Here is a 16893-nt window from a genome sequence, read left to right as displayed (position 1 = left end):
GCCTCGCGCCGGAAATTCCACGCGTAGCGTCGGGGCCGCGCCGCTCAGCCCATCAGCCTACACAGCCAGCCAAGCCACGGAGTGTAGGCGCTTGTTGCGAAACGCGGCAACGAGGCAGCGTTTCGGCGCGCGGAGAAGTTCCCTATTCGAAACGGTTGCAACCGATCTGTAATCAGTCGAAAAGCGCGGCTCCGAACGCGTCGGGGGGCGGGGTCATCCCGAGGTGGTGCCAGGCCGCCGCCGTGGCGACCCGGCCGCGCGGGGTCCTGGCCAGCAGTCCCTGCCTGACCAGGAACGGCTCGGCGACCACCTCGACCGTCTCCGGCTCCTCCCCCACGGCCACCGCGAGCGTCGACAGGCCCACCGGCCCGCCCCCGAACTTGCGCAGCAGCACGCCGAGCACCGCCCGGTCGAGCCGGTCCAGCCCTTCGGCGTCCACCTCGTACAGGTCGAGGGCCGCGGAGGCGATGTCGTGGTCGATGACGCCGTCGGCGCGGACGTCGGCGAAGTCGCGTACGCGGCGCAGCAGCCGGTTGGCGATGCGCGGGGTGCCGCGCGAACGCCGGGCGATCTCGTGGCCGCCCTCGGCCGGCAGTGTCAGGCCGAGCAGCCTGGCCGACCGCTGCAGCACCTGCTCCAGCTCCGCCACCTCGTAGAAGTCCATGTGGGCGGTGAAGCCGAACCGGTCGCGCAGCGGCGCGGGCAGCAGCCCGGCGCGCGTGGTGGCGCCGACGAGGGTGAACGGCGCGATGTCGAGCGGGATGGCGGTGGCGCCGGGGCCCTTGCCGACGACGATGTCGACCCGGAAGTCCTCCATGGCGAGGTACAGCATCTCCTCGGCCGGACGCGCCATCCGGTGGATCTCGTCGATGAACAGCACCTCGCCCTCGGCGAGGGTGGACAGGATGGCCGCGAGGTCGCCGGCCCGTTCGAGCGCGGGACCCGAGGTGATGCGCAGCGGGGCGTTCAGCTCGGCTGCGATGATCATGGCCAGGGTGGTCTTGCCGAGCCCGGGCGAGCCGCTCATCAGCACGTGGTCGGGCGGGCGGTTGCGCCGCACGGCGCTCTCCAGCACCAGCGACAGCTGCTCGCGCACCCGGCCCTGGCCGATGAAGTCGCTCAGCCGCTTGGGCCGCAGCGCCGCCTCGATCTGCAGCTCGTCGCCCTCGGCGTCGGGGGACACCAGGTCCCGCTCCAGGCTCACGTCTCGTCCTTCCGCGTCGTCCTGCCGGCGTCTTGCGCAGGGTCTGTCGGGGCGCCTGTCCGGCTGTCGGTCCGGGCACGTGTCGGGGCGCGTGTGGGAGCGCCCGGCGGGGCGGTCATCGGACGCTGAGTGAGCGCAGGGCCGACTTGAGGAGGGCGGCCACCCGCAGGGGCCGGCCGGCCGCCAGGTCGGCCTCGGCCTCGTGCTCCACGGCGGCGACGGCCTCGTCGGCGTCCTTGGCGGAGTAGCCGAGGCCCACGAGGCCCGAGTGCACCTGGTCGCGCCAGAGCGCCGTCCCGCGGTCGCCGTTGAGCGCGGCGTCGACGGCCTCGGCGGGGGTGCCGAGGCGGTCCTTGAGCTCCAGGACGATGCGCTGGGCGCCTTTCTGGCCGATGCCGGGCACCTTGGTGAGTGCCTTGAGGTCTGCGGCGGCCACGGCGACGCGCAGCGCGTGGGGGGTGTGCACGGCGAGCATGGCCAGCGCCAGCTTGGGGCCCACCCCGCTGGCGGTCTGCAGCAGTTCGAAGACGGCCCGCTCGTCGTCGGTGGCGAACCCGTACAGGGTGAGGGACTCCTCGCGGACCACGAGCGACGTGGCCAGGCGCGTCTCCTCGCCGACCTTGAGCGTGGCGAGCGTGCCGGGGGTGCAGTGGGTGAGGATGCCGACCCCGCCGACCTCGATCACCGCGCCGTCGGGGGCGACGGCCGCGACCCTCCCGGCCACCGAAGCGATCACAGCGTCATGTCCTTCCGGGTGAGCGGTGCTGCCACAGTGTCACGTCCCTTCGGTGCGATGCCGTCGCGGCGTGGCCGTCCCAGCCTGGCACGACTCCGGCGGGCGATGCGACCACGGCGTCACGGGCTTCCGGGAGTCCGGGCCCCGTCGCCGGGCGGTCCCGCCGCGTCCCGGGGGGTGCGGGCCGGGCCGCCGGGCGCGACGGTCCGGGAGCGCGCCTTCGCGGCGGCGACGGCCTGGGCGAGGCGGTGCTGCGGGCCGCCCCGCCAGACGTGGCAGATGGCCAGCGCGAGGGCGTCGGCGGCGTCGGCGGGCCTGGGCATCTCGGTGAGGCGCAGCAGGCGCGTCACCATGGCGCCGATCTGCTTCTTGTCGGCGGTGCCGCTGCCGGTGATGGCGGCCTTGACCTCCGACGGGGTGTGCAGGGCGACGGGCAGGCCGCGCCTGGCGGCGCACAGGACGGCGATGCCGGCGGCCTGCGCGGTGCCCATGACGGTGCGGACGTTGTGCTGGCTGAAGACCCGTTCGACGGCCACGGCGTCGGGGCGCACCTCGTCGAGCCAGTGTTCGATGCCGGCCTCGATGCCCACCAGCCGGGCGCCCAGCTCCTCGTCGGCCCCCGTGCGGACCACGCCGACGGCTACCAGCGACAGCGGCGCGCCCGGGCGGCCCTCGACCGCGCCCACTCCGCACCGGGTCAGCCCCGGATCGACGCCCAGCACCCGCACTCGCCCGCCTCCGCCCCGGCATACAGCCACGCCGAACATGTGTTCGGCACGAGACTCTACCCCTGCCGATGGGGCCCGCGCATCGCGAAACGCCCGCCGCCGTGCCGGCCGGCCGTACCGCCGGTGCTAGAAGCCGTACCGCCGGTGCTAGAAGTAGTCCAGCATGTACGGCCGGGCGGTGAAGGCCGAGTCGAGGGCCTCGTCGTGGCGGTCGTCCCCCGACAGGAGGCCGCTGAGGCGCAGGGTGGCCGTGGGGATGCCGGCGTACAGGGCCGACAAGCCGTTGATCGCGAGCCTGGGGCCTTCGGAGGGGCCGGCCGTCGGCAGGGCCCCGACATCGGCCCCCGGGCCGTCAGCGGCCGGTGTGACGGCCTCCAGAAGGGTCGCGGCACCCTCTCCGCCGGAGACCCGGAGTCGCCAGCGGCCGGTGTTGCCGGGCCGCAGGGGGTCATCCACCGTGACCGTCGCGTCGAGGGCGACCCCCGCCGGGTAGCCCCTGCGCGCCACGGCCGCGGCCAGGTCCACCACCCGGAACATCCAGCGGACGTCGGTGGCCTTCTCCTTGGAACGTTCGCGGGTCAGCCAGAGCACCGGGTCGTCGGGCGCGACGGGGGCGGTGACGTGCTGGGCGATCGAGGAGGAGGAGCCGACCAGCGACCACAGCGCGCGGGCGGTCGGCGCGGAGCCGGCGACGAGGTTGACGACGCGGATGTCCTCGCCGTCCCACCGGTAGACGACGTAGCCGTCCTCGGCCAGGTAGAGGAAGTCGTCCTCCTCGGCCAGCCACAGCGCCCAGGTGCGCTCGTCCCACGAGACGGGGCCGCTGGCGCGGGCCGCGCCGTGCGCGCGGTGCAGGACGGAGACGACCTCGGCGGCGTCGGCGGGGCCCATCCGGCGCAGCTTCACCGGCTCGGAGGGGCGGATGGAGCGCAGCGCCTCGGCGCGCAGGGTCATCAGTCGCTGGGCGCCCGCGTGCTCGTAGCCCGCCGCGCGGTAGATGGGGGTGGTGGCCGGGTACAGCGCCGAGACGGCGTCACCCAGCTCGGCGGCCCGGTCGACGACGGCGCGCATGAGCCGGCTGCCGACGCCCTTGCCGCGGTCCTCGGGGTTGACCGTGACCCCGGCGATCCCGGCCATCGGCTGCGGCCTGCCGTGCCACCACTGGGTGAACGCCCGGACGCGGGCGCTGGCGGCCAGGCGGTCGCCGTCGAGGACGCCGAGGTAGCGGCCCTCGGCCATCACCGGGGGCACCGCCCGTCGCCATCTGTCGGCGTCCGCGGCGGAGACGGGGCCGAACGACCGCCTGCGCAGGTCGAGGACGGCGTCGATGTCGTCGGGGTTCAGGTCGCGAATCTCCACAGTCGGACAACCCTACGCGGGCGTCGTCGGGATCGGCGAACGACCCTCGTCCCCCACCGTGAGCGTCAGCCGGTCGAGGTAGCGGAACTGGGCGGCGACCACGGCGAGCAGGGCGATCGCCATGACGGGCAGCGGGGTGGTCAGGGCGACGTCGGCCGCGGCCCTGCCGAACTGGGTGAGCTGGAGCAGCTGGGCGACGGGGGCGGTGGCCAGTCCGCGGTCGTGGGTGACCAGCAGGGGCCACAGCACGTCCTGGGCGTTCACCAGGGTGACCGCGCCGGTCAGGACTCCGGCCATGGGCAGCGACGGCAGGACCACCCCGCCGAGGAGGTCGCGGTCGGTCCGTTCGGCCAGCCCCTTGCACAGCAGGGTGAGCACGAACAGCGCCGGGACGCTGAGGAGGAACGGCTGGACGAGCACGAGGAAGGTGTCGAGGAGGCGCATGCCTCGGAAGTTGCTCCAGCCGGCGACGCTGAGCGGGCCGACGCCCACGAACAGCCAGGGGGCGAACGGCAGCAGCAGCCACTCGCTGCGGCGGCCGAGCGGGCGCAGGGCTCCGATGCCGAGGGCGGCGAGGTAGGCGGTGCCCACGGAGACCACGGCGCCGGCGAGGGCGGGCACCCACGTGTTGACCTGGGTGCGCGGCCCGGTGCCCGCGGGCGCGGCGGGCTCGGTGAGGGCGGACAGCCATGGCCAGGTGAGCACCAGGGTGACCGCGACGGCGGCCACCAGGGCGGCCACGCCCGCCGCGACCGCCACCGGCGAGCCGCCCTTCGCGCCGCCGCCGGGCCGCGGAGTGATCGACAGGCGCATGCGGCTCGTCACCGCGACGACCGTGGCGGCGACTCCGAGGACTCCGAGGAGGAGCCCGGTGACCGTGGCCGCCGCGGCGCCCAGGCCGGGCTGGGCGGCGACGAACCCGTAGTCGTACTGCAGGCCGGCCGCCGTCCGGGTGGCGCCGCGCGGGCCGCCGCGGGTCAGCGCGACACCGAGGGTGAACGCCTGCAGCCCCGCGGCCGGCATCGCGAGCACGACGACGCCCGCCACCGCCAGGACGGCCCGGCCGGGGGTGCCGCCGCGCAGCGCCGGCAGGAACGCCGTCACAGCCAGCGCGCACACCACGCCGAACGTCGCCGCGGCGACGATGAGCCGCAGCGCGCCGGGCGCCGTGGCGGGGTCGTCCAGCGATCTGACCAGCGAGACCACGCCCGACTCGGCGGGCCGCAGCCCGCGCAGCCACGAGGCGGCCACGGCCGTGGGCGAGAACACGATCAGCGACAGCCACAGGACGACGACGCCCGTCCGGCGGACGAGCCCGCCCGCCCGGTCGAGGGCCAGGGCCAGCAGCGGGCCGGCGACCAGCGCCACGAGCAGCGGGAGGAGCACCAGGGACAGCGAGAAGCCCAGCGCGGCCCCGTACGGGCCGCCCGCGCCGAGGAGGCGGTCGTAGTTGTCGAGACCCGCGGGGGTGCTGGGCGTCAGGGCCCCGCCCGATTCGAAGCTGAGCAGGACCGTCTGGACGCTGGGAAGCACCAGGGAGATCAGCATGCCCACGAAGGCGGGCATGAGGAGCAGCCAGCCGAGCGCGGGGGACGGGGGTCGAGGAGGGATGGGGGAGATCACGTCGCCCGACCCTACGCGGCCCGCCGCCGCCCTGCCACGGAACAACCGTCTGTCGCCGCGGCGTGTCGCGTCAGGCGTCGAGCTTCTCCATGATCTCGTCGGAGACGTCGAAGTTGGCGTAGACGTTCTGCACGTCGTCGCTGTCCTCCAGGGCCTCGACGAGCCGGAACACCTTGCGGGCGCCCTCCTCGTCGAGCGCCACGCTCATCGTGGGCAGGAAGCTGGACTCGGCGGAGTCGTAGTCGATGCCCGCCTCCTGCAGCGCCTTGCGCACCGGCACCAGGTCGCCGGCCTCGCAGACGACCTCGAAGCCGTCGCCGAGGTCGTTGACCTCCTCGGCGCCCGCGTCGAGGACGGCCATGAGCACGGTGTCCTCGTCGAGGCCGTTCTTCGGCACGATGACGACGCCCTTGCGGTTGAACATGTAGGACACCGAGCCGGGGTCGGCCAGCGAGCCGCCGTTGCGGGTCAGCGCGACGCGCACCTCTGAGGCGGCGCGGTTGCGGTTGTCGGTGAGGCACTCGATGAGCACGGCGACGCCGCCGGGCCCGTAGCCCTCGTACATGATGGTCTGGTATTCGGCGCCGCCGGCCTCCAGGCCGCCGCCCCGCTTGCGCGCCCGCTCGATGTTGTCGTTGGGCACGGAGTTCTTCTTGGCCTTGTAGATGGCGTCGAAGAGGGTCGGGTTGGCATCGGGGTCGGGGCCACCGGTCCTGGCCGCCACTTCGATGTTCTTGATGAGCTTCGCGAACAACTTGCCGCGCTTGGCGTCGAGCGCGGCCTTCTTGTGCTTCGTCGTCGCCCATTTGGAGTGGCCGGACATTACCTAGAGCTCCCTCAGCATGTCTACGAAGTAACGGTGCACGCGCGTGTCCCCGGTCAGCTCGGGGTGGAACGACGTCGCGAGCAGTGGCCCCTGGCGGACCGCGACGATCCTATCCCCCGGCTCGGCCCTGCCCAGCACGTCGACGTCCGCGCCGACGGACTCGACCCACGGGGCGCGGATGAACACGGCGTGCACCCGCTCTCCGGCGAAGTCGAGGTCGGCCTCGAAGGAGTCGACCTGGCGGCCGAAGGCGTTGCGCCTGACGACCATGTCGATGCCGCCGATGGTCTGCTGGCCCTCGATGCCGTCCTCGATCCGGTCGGCCAGCATGATCATGCCGGCGCAGGAGCCGTAGGCGGGCATGCCCTCCTTGACGCGCATGCGCAGCGGCTGGAGCAGCTCGAAGGTCTCGGCGAGCTTCCACATGGTGGTCGACTCGCCGCCGGGGACGACCAGCCCGTCGACCGCCTCCAGCTCGGCCGGGCGGCGCACGGGGATGGCCGTCGCGCCCGCCTCCCGGAGCATGCGCACGTGCTCGCGCACGTCTCCCTGGAGTGCGAGTACACCGATCGTGGGCACGGTGGTCCTTCCGTTCTGGTGCCGGGGTCGCCGACCATTCAACACCAGAACGGCGTGGTGTCTTCCGTCAGGTGCCCGCGTGCCTCGGAAGCGGACGTCAGGGGCGTTCGGTCTCCAGGCGGACGGTGTCCTCGGCCGTGACGCCGGGCAGGGCGCGCAGCGCGGGGTCGAGCGGGCGCAGGTAGGTCTGCTGGACGCCCGGCACGCGGTCCTCGACCACGTACGTGGCCCGGGTGTGGACGCCGGAGCCGGGCACGCGCACCTGGGGCACCACCTTGAAGTCGGCGGTGAGCCGGTCACGGTCGATGGTCGTCAGGACGTAGCCGCGCTGGTTGTTGTAGAACCTCAGGTGCGGGTTGATCTTGAGGAAGGGGTGTGTCGCCGGGTCGGAGTCGGCGCCGTCGCCGCCCGTCGAGATGGACGTGGTGACCAGCTCGGAGCCGACCGTGGGGCCCGTCGGGTCGTCGTAGTCGAGCTTGAGGTCGGCCGCCCAGTGGGCGTGCACGTCGCCGGTGAGCACGACGGGGTTGCGCACGCCGGCGTCGAGCCAGCCCTGGGTGATGCGGCGGCGGGAGGCGGCGTAGCCGTCCCAGGCGTCCTGGCTGGTGACCTTGGCGGGTCCGGCGTTGTTGTCGCGCTGGGCGAAGAACACCTGCTGGCCGAGGATGTCCCACTGGGCGCGGGAGTGGCGGAAGCCGTCGAGCAGCCACGCCTCCTGCTCGGCGCCGGTGATCGAGCGGGCCGGGTCGACGGCGGCGGGGCAGTCGCGGTAGCCGTCGCCGCAGCCCTGGTCGTCGCGGTACTGGCGGGTGTCGAGCATGTGGAAGGTGGCCATCCTGCCCCACCGGACGCGCCGGTAGAGCTGCATGTCGATGCCGCGCGGGATGGAGGTGCGACGCAGCGGCATGTTCTCGTAGTAGGCGCGGAAGGCGGCCTCGCGGCGGGACAGGAAGCCTGGCTGCGGCACCTCGGGCTTCTCGGGCACCTCGTCGGCCCAGTTGTTGTCGAGTTCGTGGTCGTCCCAGACGACCAGCCACGGCGCGGCGGCGTGCGCGGCCTGCAGGTCGGGGTCGGTCTTGTACTGGGCGTGGCGCTGGCGGTAGCCGGCGAGGGTCTCGGTCTCGGGACCTTCGTGGTGGCGGACGTTGCCGCCGGGGATGGTGTAGGTGTCCCGGGTGTACTCGTACTGGTAGTCGCCGAGGTGGAGCACCAGGTCGGGGTGGTCCTCGGCGAGCCTGCGGTAGGAGGTGAAGTGGCCGTGCTCGTACTGGGCGCAGGAGACGAAGGCCATCGACAGCGCCCCGCCGTACGACAGGGGGTGCGGCGCGGTCCTGGCGCGGCCGAGGGGCGACAGGTACGGGCCGACGCGGAAGCGGTACCAGTAGTCGCGGTCGGAGCTGAGGTCGTCCACCTCGACGTGCACGCTGTGGCCCCACTCGGGGGCGGCGACGGCCATGCCGGCGCGGACCACGCGGCGGGCGCGCTCGTCGGCGTACACCTGCCACTGGACGGCGAACGGGTGCCGCGGCATGCCGCCGAGGCCGTCCTCGGCGAGGGGTTGCTGGGCGAGCCGCGTCCACAGCACGAAGCCGCCGTGGTCGGGGTCGCCGGAGGCGACGCCGAGGGTGAAGGGGTCGGCGCGCAGGCCGCGCGAGGCGAGGTCGCGCGCGGTCTCGGTGGTGGTGGCGTCGGGGGTGGGATCGGCGTGTGCCGCGGTGGCGGGCAGGGCCGCGGCGGCGCCGGCGGTCAGCCCGGTGACGAGGAAGTGCCGCCGGTTCAACTGGGACATGGGGGGCTCCTGGGGCGAGGGGTTCGTCCCGTAGCTTGACGGAGCTCCATGACAGATCGGTGAACATCATTCGACACGAAAAAGGCGACATCCTTGGTGGATGTCGCCCTTGTCGGTGTTTCTCGCCAGAAGGCGGGGTGCCGGCCAGGAGGCGGGCCGGCTACCAGCCGCGCTCGGCCAGGCGGTGCGGCTGCGGGATCTCGTCGACGTTGATGCCGACCATGGCCTCGCCCAGGCCGCGGGAGACCTTGGCGATGACGTCGGGGTCGTCGTGGAACGTGGTGGCCTTGACGATGGCGGCGGCCCGCTTGGCCGGGTCGCCCGACTTGAAGATGCCCGAGCCGACGAAGACGCCCTCGGCGCCGAGCTGCATCATCATCGCGGCGTCGGCCGGGGTGGCGATGCCGCCGGCGGTGAAGAGCACGACGGGCAGCTTGCCGGTCCTGGCGACCTCGGCCACCAGCTCGTACGGCGCCTGCAGCTCCTTGGCCGCGACGTACAGCTCGTCCTCGGGCAGGGAGGCGAGGCGCTTGAGCTCGCCGCGGATGGTGCGCATGTGCGTGACGGCGTTGGAGACGTCGCCGGTGCCGGCCTCGCCCTTGGAGCGGATCATGGCCGCGCCCTCGGTGATGCGGCGCAGGGCCTCGCCGAGGTTGGTGGCGCCGCACACGAACGGCACGGTGAACTGCCACTTGTCGATGTGGTTGGCGTAGTCGGCCGGGGTGAGCACCTCGGACTCGTCGACGTAGTCGACGCCGAGCGACTGCAGCACCCGGGCCTCGACGAAGTGGCCGATGCGGGCCTTGGCCATGACGGGGATCGAGACGGCGTTGACGATCCCGTCGATCATGTCGGGGTCGCTCATCCGGGAGACGCCGCCCTGCGCGCGGATGTCCGCGGGGACGCGCTCCAGCGCCATGACGGCGACGGCGCCGGCGTCTTCGGCGATCTTGGCCTGCTCGGGGGTGACGACGTCCATGATGACGCCGCCCTTGAGCATCTCGGCCATGCCGCGCTTGACACGGGCCGTTCCGGTGACGGCGCCCGGCGCGGGGGCGGTGGTGGACGGGGCTTCGGGCGTGCTGCTGGACACGGTCTTCCTCACGAACTCATCGGTCGAGTCCGCCGCACCCGCGCACCGTCCCGTGGCGGACGCCGTCGCGTCGCACGAGCGGGTGGCCGGTCCGGCTGCCTCTCCTCCGGCATGCTGTCAGTTACCAACCCCATGGTAGGTCCTGAGCGACCTCGTCCCTGACATACCACGATGTCATGATTTCCTGGGGTTTTTGTACGTCACGGTGTGACGGGCGTACGGCTGGCGAGCGCCACCCAGACCTGGCCGGGCGCGAAGTTCATCGGTTCGCCGCCCGCGGTGGTGAACGTCGTGCCGCCCTCCTCCGACTTGCGCTCCCAGCGGGCCTTGTAGGCCTTGCCGTCGCGCAGCACGATCGCCGAGCCCTTGCCGACGGTGCGCACGAGCGGCGTGTAGCTCTGGTTCTTGTCGTGGAACTGGGACCGCTCGGTCCTGGTGTACTGCACCACGATGGTGGGCGCGCCGAGCTGGCCGCCCTCGGCCGCCATGTTCTTCTTGCCGTCCTGCCAGATGAGCCACTGCTTCTTCGCCTCCGACCAGGCGAAGGTGAAGCGCGCGGCGGGCCACCTGACCGTGTACGACCTGCGCTCGACGCCGCCCTCGGCCGGGGCCTCACCGAAGGTGAAGCCGATGTCCTTGGCCTTGCTCGCCTTGGGCGCCTTGGCCAGGAGCTGCTTGGTGTCGGCGAACAGGTTGTACGGGGCGACACGGCCCGGCTGGCGGAAGTAGGCGCCCGGCGCCCGGCTGTCGGAGACGTCGAACAGCGACGCCTGCGCGATGAACGGCAGCATCTTGGTCTGCGCGCCGGAGTAGGCGAAGGCCGGCTTGCCGAACTGGGGGGCGAGGTGCAGGTCGGAGATGCGGGCGCTGCGGACCGGGCCGATCTTGGCCGGGATCCTGGACGAGAAGACCGCGATCAGCCGGGTCAGGCCGGCCTCGACCTGGGTGACGTAGACGATGTCCGCGCTCTTGAGGCCGAGCTGCGGCTTGCCCGCCGCGGTGTTCTCGATCTTGGCGGTGAGCACCGGCCTGAGCGGCGCCCCCGGCTTGCCGGTGAACGGGTGGGGCTCGCCCGCCGGCGTCTCCTCGGCCGGCGGGGTGGGCGCCGCGGTCGCGGCCTGCGGAGCCTGGCCGGCGGCCGGCTCGTCCGACGAGCACGCCGCCGCGGGCAGCAGCACGGACGCTCCGGCCAGCGTCACGGCGATCATCCGGGGTAGGCGCACCTGCACAACTCCTCCGCATTTAGCCCAGAAACGGAAGAAGCTTACCGGCCTGACCAAATCAGGTCATTCAGATGCCATGGCCGCCGGTGGATCGTCGTCGATCTCGAAGAAGCTCGGGAACTCCGTGTGACCGGCCAGCCGAAGCGTGCGGGCCAGCCAGCGCCGCTGCGCCGTCCGGGTGACCCCGACGGCGTTGTTGTAGAAGCGGCGGGAGTAGACGACCTTGGCCACCGCCGTGTCCAGCTCCTCCAGCAGGTCCTCGCCGCCCGGCGCCTCGGCCAGCTTCTCGCGGAAGCGCTCCTGGTCCACGGCGGCGCGCAGGGCGCGCGACAGGTCGCTCTCGGCGTGCTCGCGCTCCTCCGGCCCGGCCATCCTCGCCTCGTGGGCCGCCGCGGCGAGGAACAGGGAGGTCGCCGGGTCGAGCAGGCGGGAGCCGGCCAGTTCGAGGACCACGGCCCTGCGCCGCATCAGGGCGGCCTCCAGCGACTCGCGGGCCAGCTCCAGCCGGATGTGCAGCCGGTCCAGCCGGCCGGCGCGCCACGAGACGTACACGGCCAGGAGCACCATGACGATGCCCACGACCAGGATGATCAGGGTGGACGTCACCGAGCCCCCTCCGGCCGCGCCCTGCCACCGTGCGTCACAGGTCCTCCTCCACCCGGCCGGCGCCGCCGGCGGTCACCGTCTCGTAGACCCGGACCACGTCGCGCGCCACCGTCGACCAGTCGTACTTGCGGACCGCCACCAGCGCCTCCTCGGCCAGCTTGGCCCGCCGGTCGGGCGCGTCGAGCAGCGCGGCCGCCTCGCGCGCCAGCGAGGCGGCGTCGCCGTTGGCGAACAGCGCGCCGGCCTGGCCGTCGCCGAGCACCTTGCGGAAGGCGGGGATGTCGCTGGCCAGCACGGTCGCGCCGGAGGCCATGGCCTCGGCGAGCACGATGCCGAAGCTCTCGCCGCGGGTGTTGGGCGCGCAGAAGACGTCGACCGAGTGGTAGGCGCGGATCTTGTCGGCCTCGCTCACCATGCCGAGCACGGTGACCCGGTCGTGCAGCTCCCTGGGCACCCGGTCGTAGACGTCCTTGGCGTCACCGGGACCGGCGATCAGCAGTTTGAGGCCGGGCCGGTCGGGGCCGAGCCGGGCGAAGGCGTCGAGCAGGATGGGCAGGCCCTTGCGCTCCTCGTCCATGCGGCCGAGGAAGCCGAGCGTCGCGCCGTCGGGCCCCCAGCCGTCGAGCGGCTCGGCCTCGGTGTAACGGGCCACGGTCACCCCGTTGGGGATGAGCACGGTGTCGCCGCCGAACTGCTCGACCAGGCTCTTGCGCGCGGCGTCGGAGACGGCGATGCGCCCGCTCAGCTTCTCCAGGGCGCTGCGCAGCAGCGGCTCGGCGACGGCGATGGCCCGCGAGCGCACCCACGAGGCGTGGAAGGTCGCCACGATCGGGCCCCTGGCCGCCCAGCAGGCGAGCACGCCCAGGCTCGGCACCAGCGGCTCGTGGATGTGCAGCACCTCGAAGTGGCCGTCGCGCACCCAGCGCCGCACGCGGGCCGCCGACAGGAAGCCGAACGACATGCGCGCCACCGACCCGTTGTACGGCACGGGCACGGCCCGGCCGGCCCCCACCACGTACGGGGGCAGCTCGTCGTCGTCGGCCGCCGGCGCGATCACGGACACGTCGTGGCCCTGGGCCATCAGCGCCTGGGCCAGGTCGTCGATGTGCTGCTTGACCCCGCCGGGCATGTCCCAGGAGTAGGGGCAGACGATGCCGACCTTCATCGGGGCAGGTCCTCCAGCCACAGCCGCTGCAGCATGTGCCAGTCGTCGGGGTGCTCGGTGATGCCCTTCTCGAAGACGCGGCTCAGGCTCTGCGCCATGGCGGCCACCTTCTCCTGCCGGCTGCCCGCCTCGGGCACCGGGATCTCCTCGTGGATCTCGATGCCCCAGTCGTCGCCCGCGAAGTAGACGGTCGCGGGCAGCAGGGCCGCGCCGGTCTGCACGGCGAGCAGCGGGGGGCCGGCCGGCATCTTCGTCCGGGCGCCGAAGAAGTCGACCTCGACGCCGCCGCGGGTCAGGTCGCGCTCGGCGGGCAGGCAGACGACCCCGCCCCGCCGTACGCGCATGGCGAGGGCGGCGAAGGTGTGCCCGTCGCCGCCGGTGAGCGGCAGCACCTCCATGCCGAGCCCTTGGCGGAAGGCGACGTAGCGGCGGAAGAGCGCCTCCGGCCGCAGGCGCTCGGCGACGGTGGCGAACGGGTGGCCGACGGCGACCAGCCAGGCGCCGGCGGCGTCCCAGTTGCCCATGTGCGGCAGGGCCAGCACCACTCCCCTGCCTGCGGCGACGGTGTCGTGGATCAGCTCGGCGCCGCGCACCCGGGTGCGTCGGACGATCTCTTCCGGCTGCAGCGACGGCAGCCGGAATACCTCCTCGAAGTAGCGGAAGTAGGACCGCATGCCCGCCCTGGACAGCGCGCGCAGCTCCGCCGAGCCGGGGTCGAGGCCGGTCACCCGGGCCAGGTTGGACTCCAGGCGGCGCACCGACTTGCCGCGCCGGGCCCACACCCGGTCGGCGCCCAGGCGGAAGGCCCCGCGGGTGAGCCGGGGCGGCAGCAGGGGCACCAGCTTCCAGCCCGCCGCGAAACCCGCGGCGACCACGCGATCGGTGACGGACGGCTTGTCGCTCATCGCTCCCTCGTCTGCCGGTGGACATGGACCACGCGTTGCACCACCGTGACGGCGCTGGCCGCCGCGAGCAGCCACATGCCCGCCGGCAGCACGTACGGCACGCCGAGCCCGGCGAGGAAGGTGGCCACCAGCACCACGACCAGCCGCTCGGGCCGCTCGGCCAGGCCCACGTCGCAGGTGAGCCCGAGCCCCTCGGCCCTGGCCTTGGCGTAGGACACCACGGCGCCCGCCACCAGGCAGAACATCGCGACCGCGGCCATCAGCACATCGTCACGGGAGATGAAGTAAAGGATAAGCCCGGCGAAGATCGCCGCGTCGGCGACCCGGTCGAGCGTGGAGTCGAGGAACGCCCCCCAGGTGCTGCCGCCCTTGCCGCCGAGGCGGGCGACCACCCCGTCGAGCAGGTCGAACAGCACGAACACCGTGATGACGACGACGCCCGTGGTCAGCAGCCCGAGAGGGAAGAAGATCAGGGCCGACACGACGGTGCCGAGGGTGCCGACGGCCGTGACGGCGTTGGGGCCGATTCCGTGGCGGACCAGGGCCCTGCCAAGCGGGGTGAGTATCCGGGTCATGGCCGGGCGCAGGAGTTTGAGCATCGCGGTCCGATCGTAGGCCATCCCGCGCCCGGCGACTTTCTTTGCCTCCGCCCCCTTGTGATATCCGCCACACGGGTATTTGGTGAACACACCGCGTCCATGCGGTGTCCACGTGGACCTGTGCACTTTTGTACGGATTCGTGTGGGTTCATCTGGGTCCTGTGCGGGCCTGTGCACCCTCCGCGCGGGCGCGGCGCTGGAACCTCAACCTGTCCCACGAGGAGCGGAGGCGTTGTGGCGGAGAAGAACCCCGGTGGGGCCTTGGGAGCCGCGGGCAGGGCGCCGGCGGCCGACAGGGCGGATGCGATACGCAATGTCGTGCTGGTCGGCCATTCGGGAGCGGGCAAGACCACCCTCGTCGAGCACCTGCTGGCCGCCACCGGAACCGTCCAGCGGCCGGGGCGGGTGGAGGACGGCAACACGGTCAGTGACTTCGACGAGGTCGAGGTACGCCAGCAGCGGTCGGTCAACCTCGCGCTGGCCCCCCTGACGTACAACGACATCAAGATCAACCTTCTGGACACCCCCGGTTACGCCGACTTCGTGGGCGACCTGCGCGCCGGGCTGCGCGCCGCCGACGCCGCCCTGTTCGTCGTGTCGGCCGTGGAGGGCGTCGACGGGCTCACCCAGTTGCTCTGGGAGGAGTGCGCCCAGGTCGGCATGCCCCGCGCCGTCGTCATCACGAAGATCGACCACCAGCGGGCCGACTTCGACGAGGTGCTCGACGCCTGCCAGGCCGCCTTCGGCGACGGCGTGGCCCCCCTCTACCTGCCCGTCGTCACCAACGGCAACGTCAACGGCCTCATCGGGCTGCTGTCGCAGAAGTTCTTCAACTACGCCACCGGCACCCGGACGGAGAAGGAGCCGGGAGCCGAGTACGAGGCGCGCATCGAGGAGTACCGCGGAACCCTCATCGAGGGGATCATCCAGGAGAGCGAGGACGAGTCGCTCATGGACCGCTACCTCCAGGGCGACCCGATCGACACCAAGGTGCTCATCGACGACCTGGAGAAGGCGGTGGCGCGCGGCAGCTTCTACCCGGTGCTGTGCACCAGCACCGGCCACGGCCACGGCATCGGCATGCTGGAGCTGCTGGAGCTGGTCACCCAGGGCTTCCCGTCGCCGCTCGAACACCCCATGCCCGAGATCACCACCCTCGACGGCAAGCCCGTCGGCGGCATCGCCTGCGACCCCGACGGCCCGCTGGTCGCCGAGGTCGTCAAGACCACCAGCGACCCCTACGTGGGCCGCATCAGCCTGGTCCGCGTGTTCTCCGGGACACTGCGCCCCGACATGACCGTGCACGTCTCCGGGCACGGTCTGGCCGACCGCGGCCACGAGGACCACGACGTCGACGAGCGCATCGGCACCCTCACCTGCCCGCTCGGCAAGCAGCAGCGGCCCATCGCCAAGGGCGTTGCGGGCGACATCCTGGCGGTGGCCAAGCTGTCGCGCGCCGAGACGGGCGACACCCTGTCGGAGGTGGACCGGCCGCTGCTGATGACGTCCTGGACCATGCCCGACCCGCTGCTGCCGGTGGCGATCCGGGCCAGGTCCAAGGCCGACGAGGACAAGCTGTCGCAGGCGCTGGCCCGGCTGGTGGCCGAGGACCCGACGCTGCGCCTGGAGAACAACGCCGAGACCCGCCAGCTCGTCCTGTGGTGCATGGGCGAGGCCCACACCGACGTGCTGCTCGACCGGCTCGCCAAGCGCCACGGCGTCGAGGTCGAACGGATCGAGCTGCGGGTGCCGCTGCGGGAGACGTTCGGCGGCACGTGCCAGGCGATGGGCCGCAACGTCAAGCAGACCGGCGGGCACGGCCAGTACGCCATCTGCCACATCGAGGTCGAGCCGCTGCCGTCCGGCGGCGGCTTCGAGTTCGTGGACAAGATCGTCGGCGGGGTGGTGCCCCGCCAGTTCATCCCGTCCGTCGAGAAGGGCGTGCGGGCCCAGATGGAGCGCGGCGTGGTCGCCGGCTACCCGATGGTCGACGTCCGGGTGACGCTCTACGACGGCAAGGCCCACTCGGTCGACTCCTCCGACATGGCCTTCCAGATCGCCGGCCAGCTCGCGCTCAAGGAGGCCGCGGGCAAGGTGCCCACGTTGCTGCTGGAGCCGGTGGACGAGCTGTCGGTGCTGGTGGCCGACGAGTACGTGGGCTCGGTGATGTCCGACCTTTCGTCGCGGCGCGGGCGAGTGCTCGGCACCGAGCCGGTGGGCACCGGCCGCACCCTGGTCAAGGCCGAGGCCCCCCAACTGGAGCTCACGAGGTACGCCATCGACCTGCGGTCCATGTCGCACGGCACCGGCTCCTTCCAGCGCTCGTTCCTGCGCTACGAGCCGCTGCCGCCGCACCTGGCGGGCAAGCTGGCGGGCAAGCTGGCGGCCGCCGGATGACATCCCGGGGTGCCGGGGGCCACCCCCGGCACCCCGGTCAACTTCCCGCAAAGGATCACGA

General features: G+C 72.7%; 15 protein-coding genes. 1 reads left to right on the top strand and 14 read right to left on the bottom strand.

The annotated features are described in order from the left end of the window. Positions 1-172: 172 nt before the first annotated feature. From ruvB to pgsA, 14 genes are all read right to left on the bottom strand, one after another. On the bottom strand, positions 173-1204 hold the full coding sequence (gene ruvB, locus ACGF0J_RS06580) for a Holliday junction branch migration DNA helicase RuvB (protein WP_393142593.1): 1032 nt from the start codon (positions 1202-1204) through the stop codon (positions 173-175). A gap of 115 nt (positions 1205-1319) precedes the next feature. Then, a complete protein-coding gene (gene ruvA, locus ACGF0J_RS06575; RefSeq protein ID WP_393142591.1) occupies positions 1320-1940 on the bottom strand; it encodes a Holliday junction branch migration protein RuvA in 621 nt (206 codons plus the stop codon). 119 nt (positions 1941-2059) lie between these two features. After that, positions 2060-2668, bottom strand: coding sequence for a crossover junction endodeoxyribonuclease RuvC (gene ruvC / locus ACGF0J_RS06570; protein ID WP_393142589.1), 609 nt, complete (start codon positions 2666-2668; stop codon positions 2060-2062). A gap of 147 nt (positions 2669-2815) precedes the next feature. Further along, positions 2816-4027: an enhanced intracellular survival protein Eis gene (eis, locus tag ACGF0J_RS06565; protein ID WP_393142587.1), complete on the bottom strand. Its 1212-nt coding sequence runs from the start codon at positions 4025-4027 to the stop codon at positions 2816-2818. Between the two features lie 12 nt (positions 4028-4039). Further along, complete coding sequence (locus ACGF0J_RS06560; protein ID WP_393142585.1) at positions 4040-5650, bottom strand: hypothetical protein; 1611 nt, start codon at positions 5648-5650, stop codon at positions 4040-4042. Between the two features lie 70 nt (positions 5651-5720). Then, positions 5721-6473, bottom strand: coding sequence for a YebC/PmpR family DNA-binding transcriptional regulator (locus tag ACGF0J_RS06555; RefSeq protein ID WP_393142583.1), 753 nt, complete (start codon positions 6471-6473; stop codon positions 5721-5723). Positions 6474-6476: 3 nt separating this feature from the next. Continuing rightward, positions 6477-7055 (bottom strand): pyridoxal 5'-phosphate synthase glutaminase subunit PdxT, encoded by a 579-nt coding sequence (gene pdxT, locus ACGF0J_RS06550; RefSeq protein WP_393142581.1) that lies wholly within the window; start codon positions 7053-7055, stop codon positions 6477-6479. Positions 7056-7152: 97 nt separating this feature from the next. Further along, a complete protein-coding gene (locus ACGF0J_RS06545) occupies positions 7153-8844 on the bottom strand; it encodes an alkaline phosphatase D family protein (RefSeq protein WP_393142579.1) in 1692 nt (563 codons plus the stop codon). 160 nt (positions 8845-9004) lie between these two features. Continuing rightward, positions 9005-9937: a pyridoxal 5'-phosphate synthase lyase subunit PdxS gene (gene pdxS / locus ACGF0J_RS06540; RefSeq protein ID WP_393142723.1), complete on the bottom strand. Its 933-nt coding sequence runs from the start codon at positions 9935-9937 to the stop codon at positions 9005-9007. Positions 9938-10137: 200 nt separating this feature from the next. Beyond that, positions 10138-11160, bottom strand: coding sequence for a DUF3048 domain-containing protein (locus tag ACGF0J_RS06535; RefSeq protein WP_393142577.1), 1023 nt, complete (start codon positions 11158-11160; stop codon positions 10138-10140). 63 nt (positions 11161-11223) lie between these two features. Then, positions 11224-11766, bottom strand: a complete 543-nt coding sequence (locus ACGF0J_RS06530) for a hypothetical protein (RefSeq protein WP_393142575.1) — start codon at positions 11764-11766, stop codon at positions 11224-11226. A 34-nt stretch (positions 11767-11800) separates the two neighbouring features. Then, entirely contained in the window at positions 11801-12931 is a 1131-nt protein-coding gene (locus ACGF0J_RS06525; RefSeq protein WP_393142573.1) for a glycosyltransferase family 4 protein, read from the bottom strand. Then, positions 12928-13836 carry a phosphatidylinositol mannoside acyltransferase gene (locus tag ACGF0J_RS06520; protein WP_393142571.1) on the bottom strand — a complete coding sequence of 303 codons (909 nt, stop codon included), beginning with the start codon at positions 13834-13836 and terminating at the stop codon, positions 12928-12930. The genes ACGF0J_RS06525 and ACGF0J_RS06520 overlap by 4 nt, the downstream gene beginning before the upstream one ends. Next, positions 13833-14435, bottom strand: a complete 603-nt coding sequence (gene pgsA / locus ACGF0J_RS06515) for a phosphatidylinositol phosphate synthase (RefSeq protein ID WP_393142569.1) — start codon at positions 14433-14435, stop codon at positions 13833-13835. The genes ACGF0J_RS06520 and pgsA overlap by 4 nt, the downstream gene beginning before the upstream one ends. Before the next feature lie 234 nt (positions 14436-14669). Between pgsA and ACGF0J_RS06510 the strand changes: the two genes are divergently transcribed. After that, positions 14670-16832: an elongation factor G-like protein EF-G2 gene (locus ACGF0J_RS06510; protein ID WP_393142567.1), complete on the top strand. Its 2163-nt coding sequence runs from the start codon at positions 14670-14672 to the stop codon at positions 16830-16832. Positions 16833-16893 lie beyond the last annotated feature (61 nt).

Source organism: Nonomuraea sp. NPDC047897 (genome assembly GCF_043204415.1).
Taxonomy (GTDB): domain Bacteria; phylum Actinomycetota; class Actinomycetes; order Streptosporangiales; family Streptosporangiaceae; genus Nonomuraea.
Note: the sequence above shows the minus strand (reverse complement) of the source record. Positions and strands in the feature narration are given on the sequence as shown.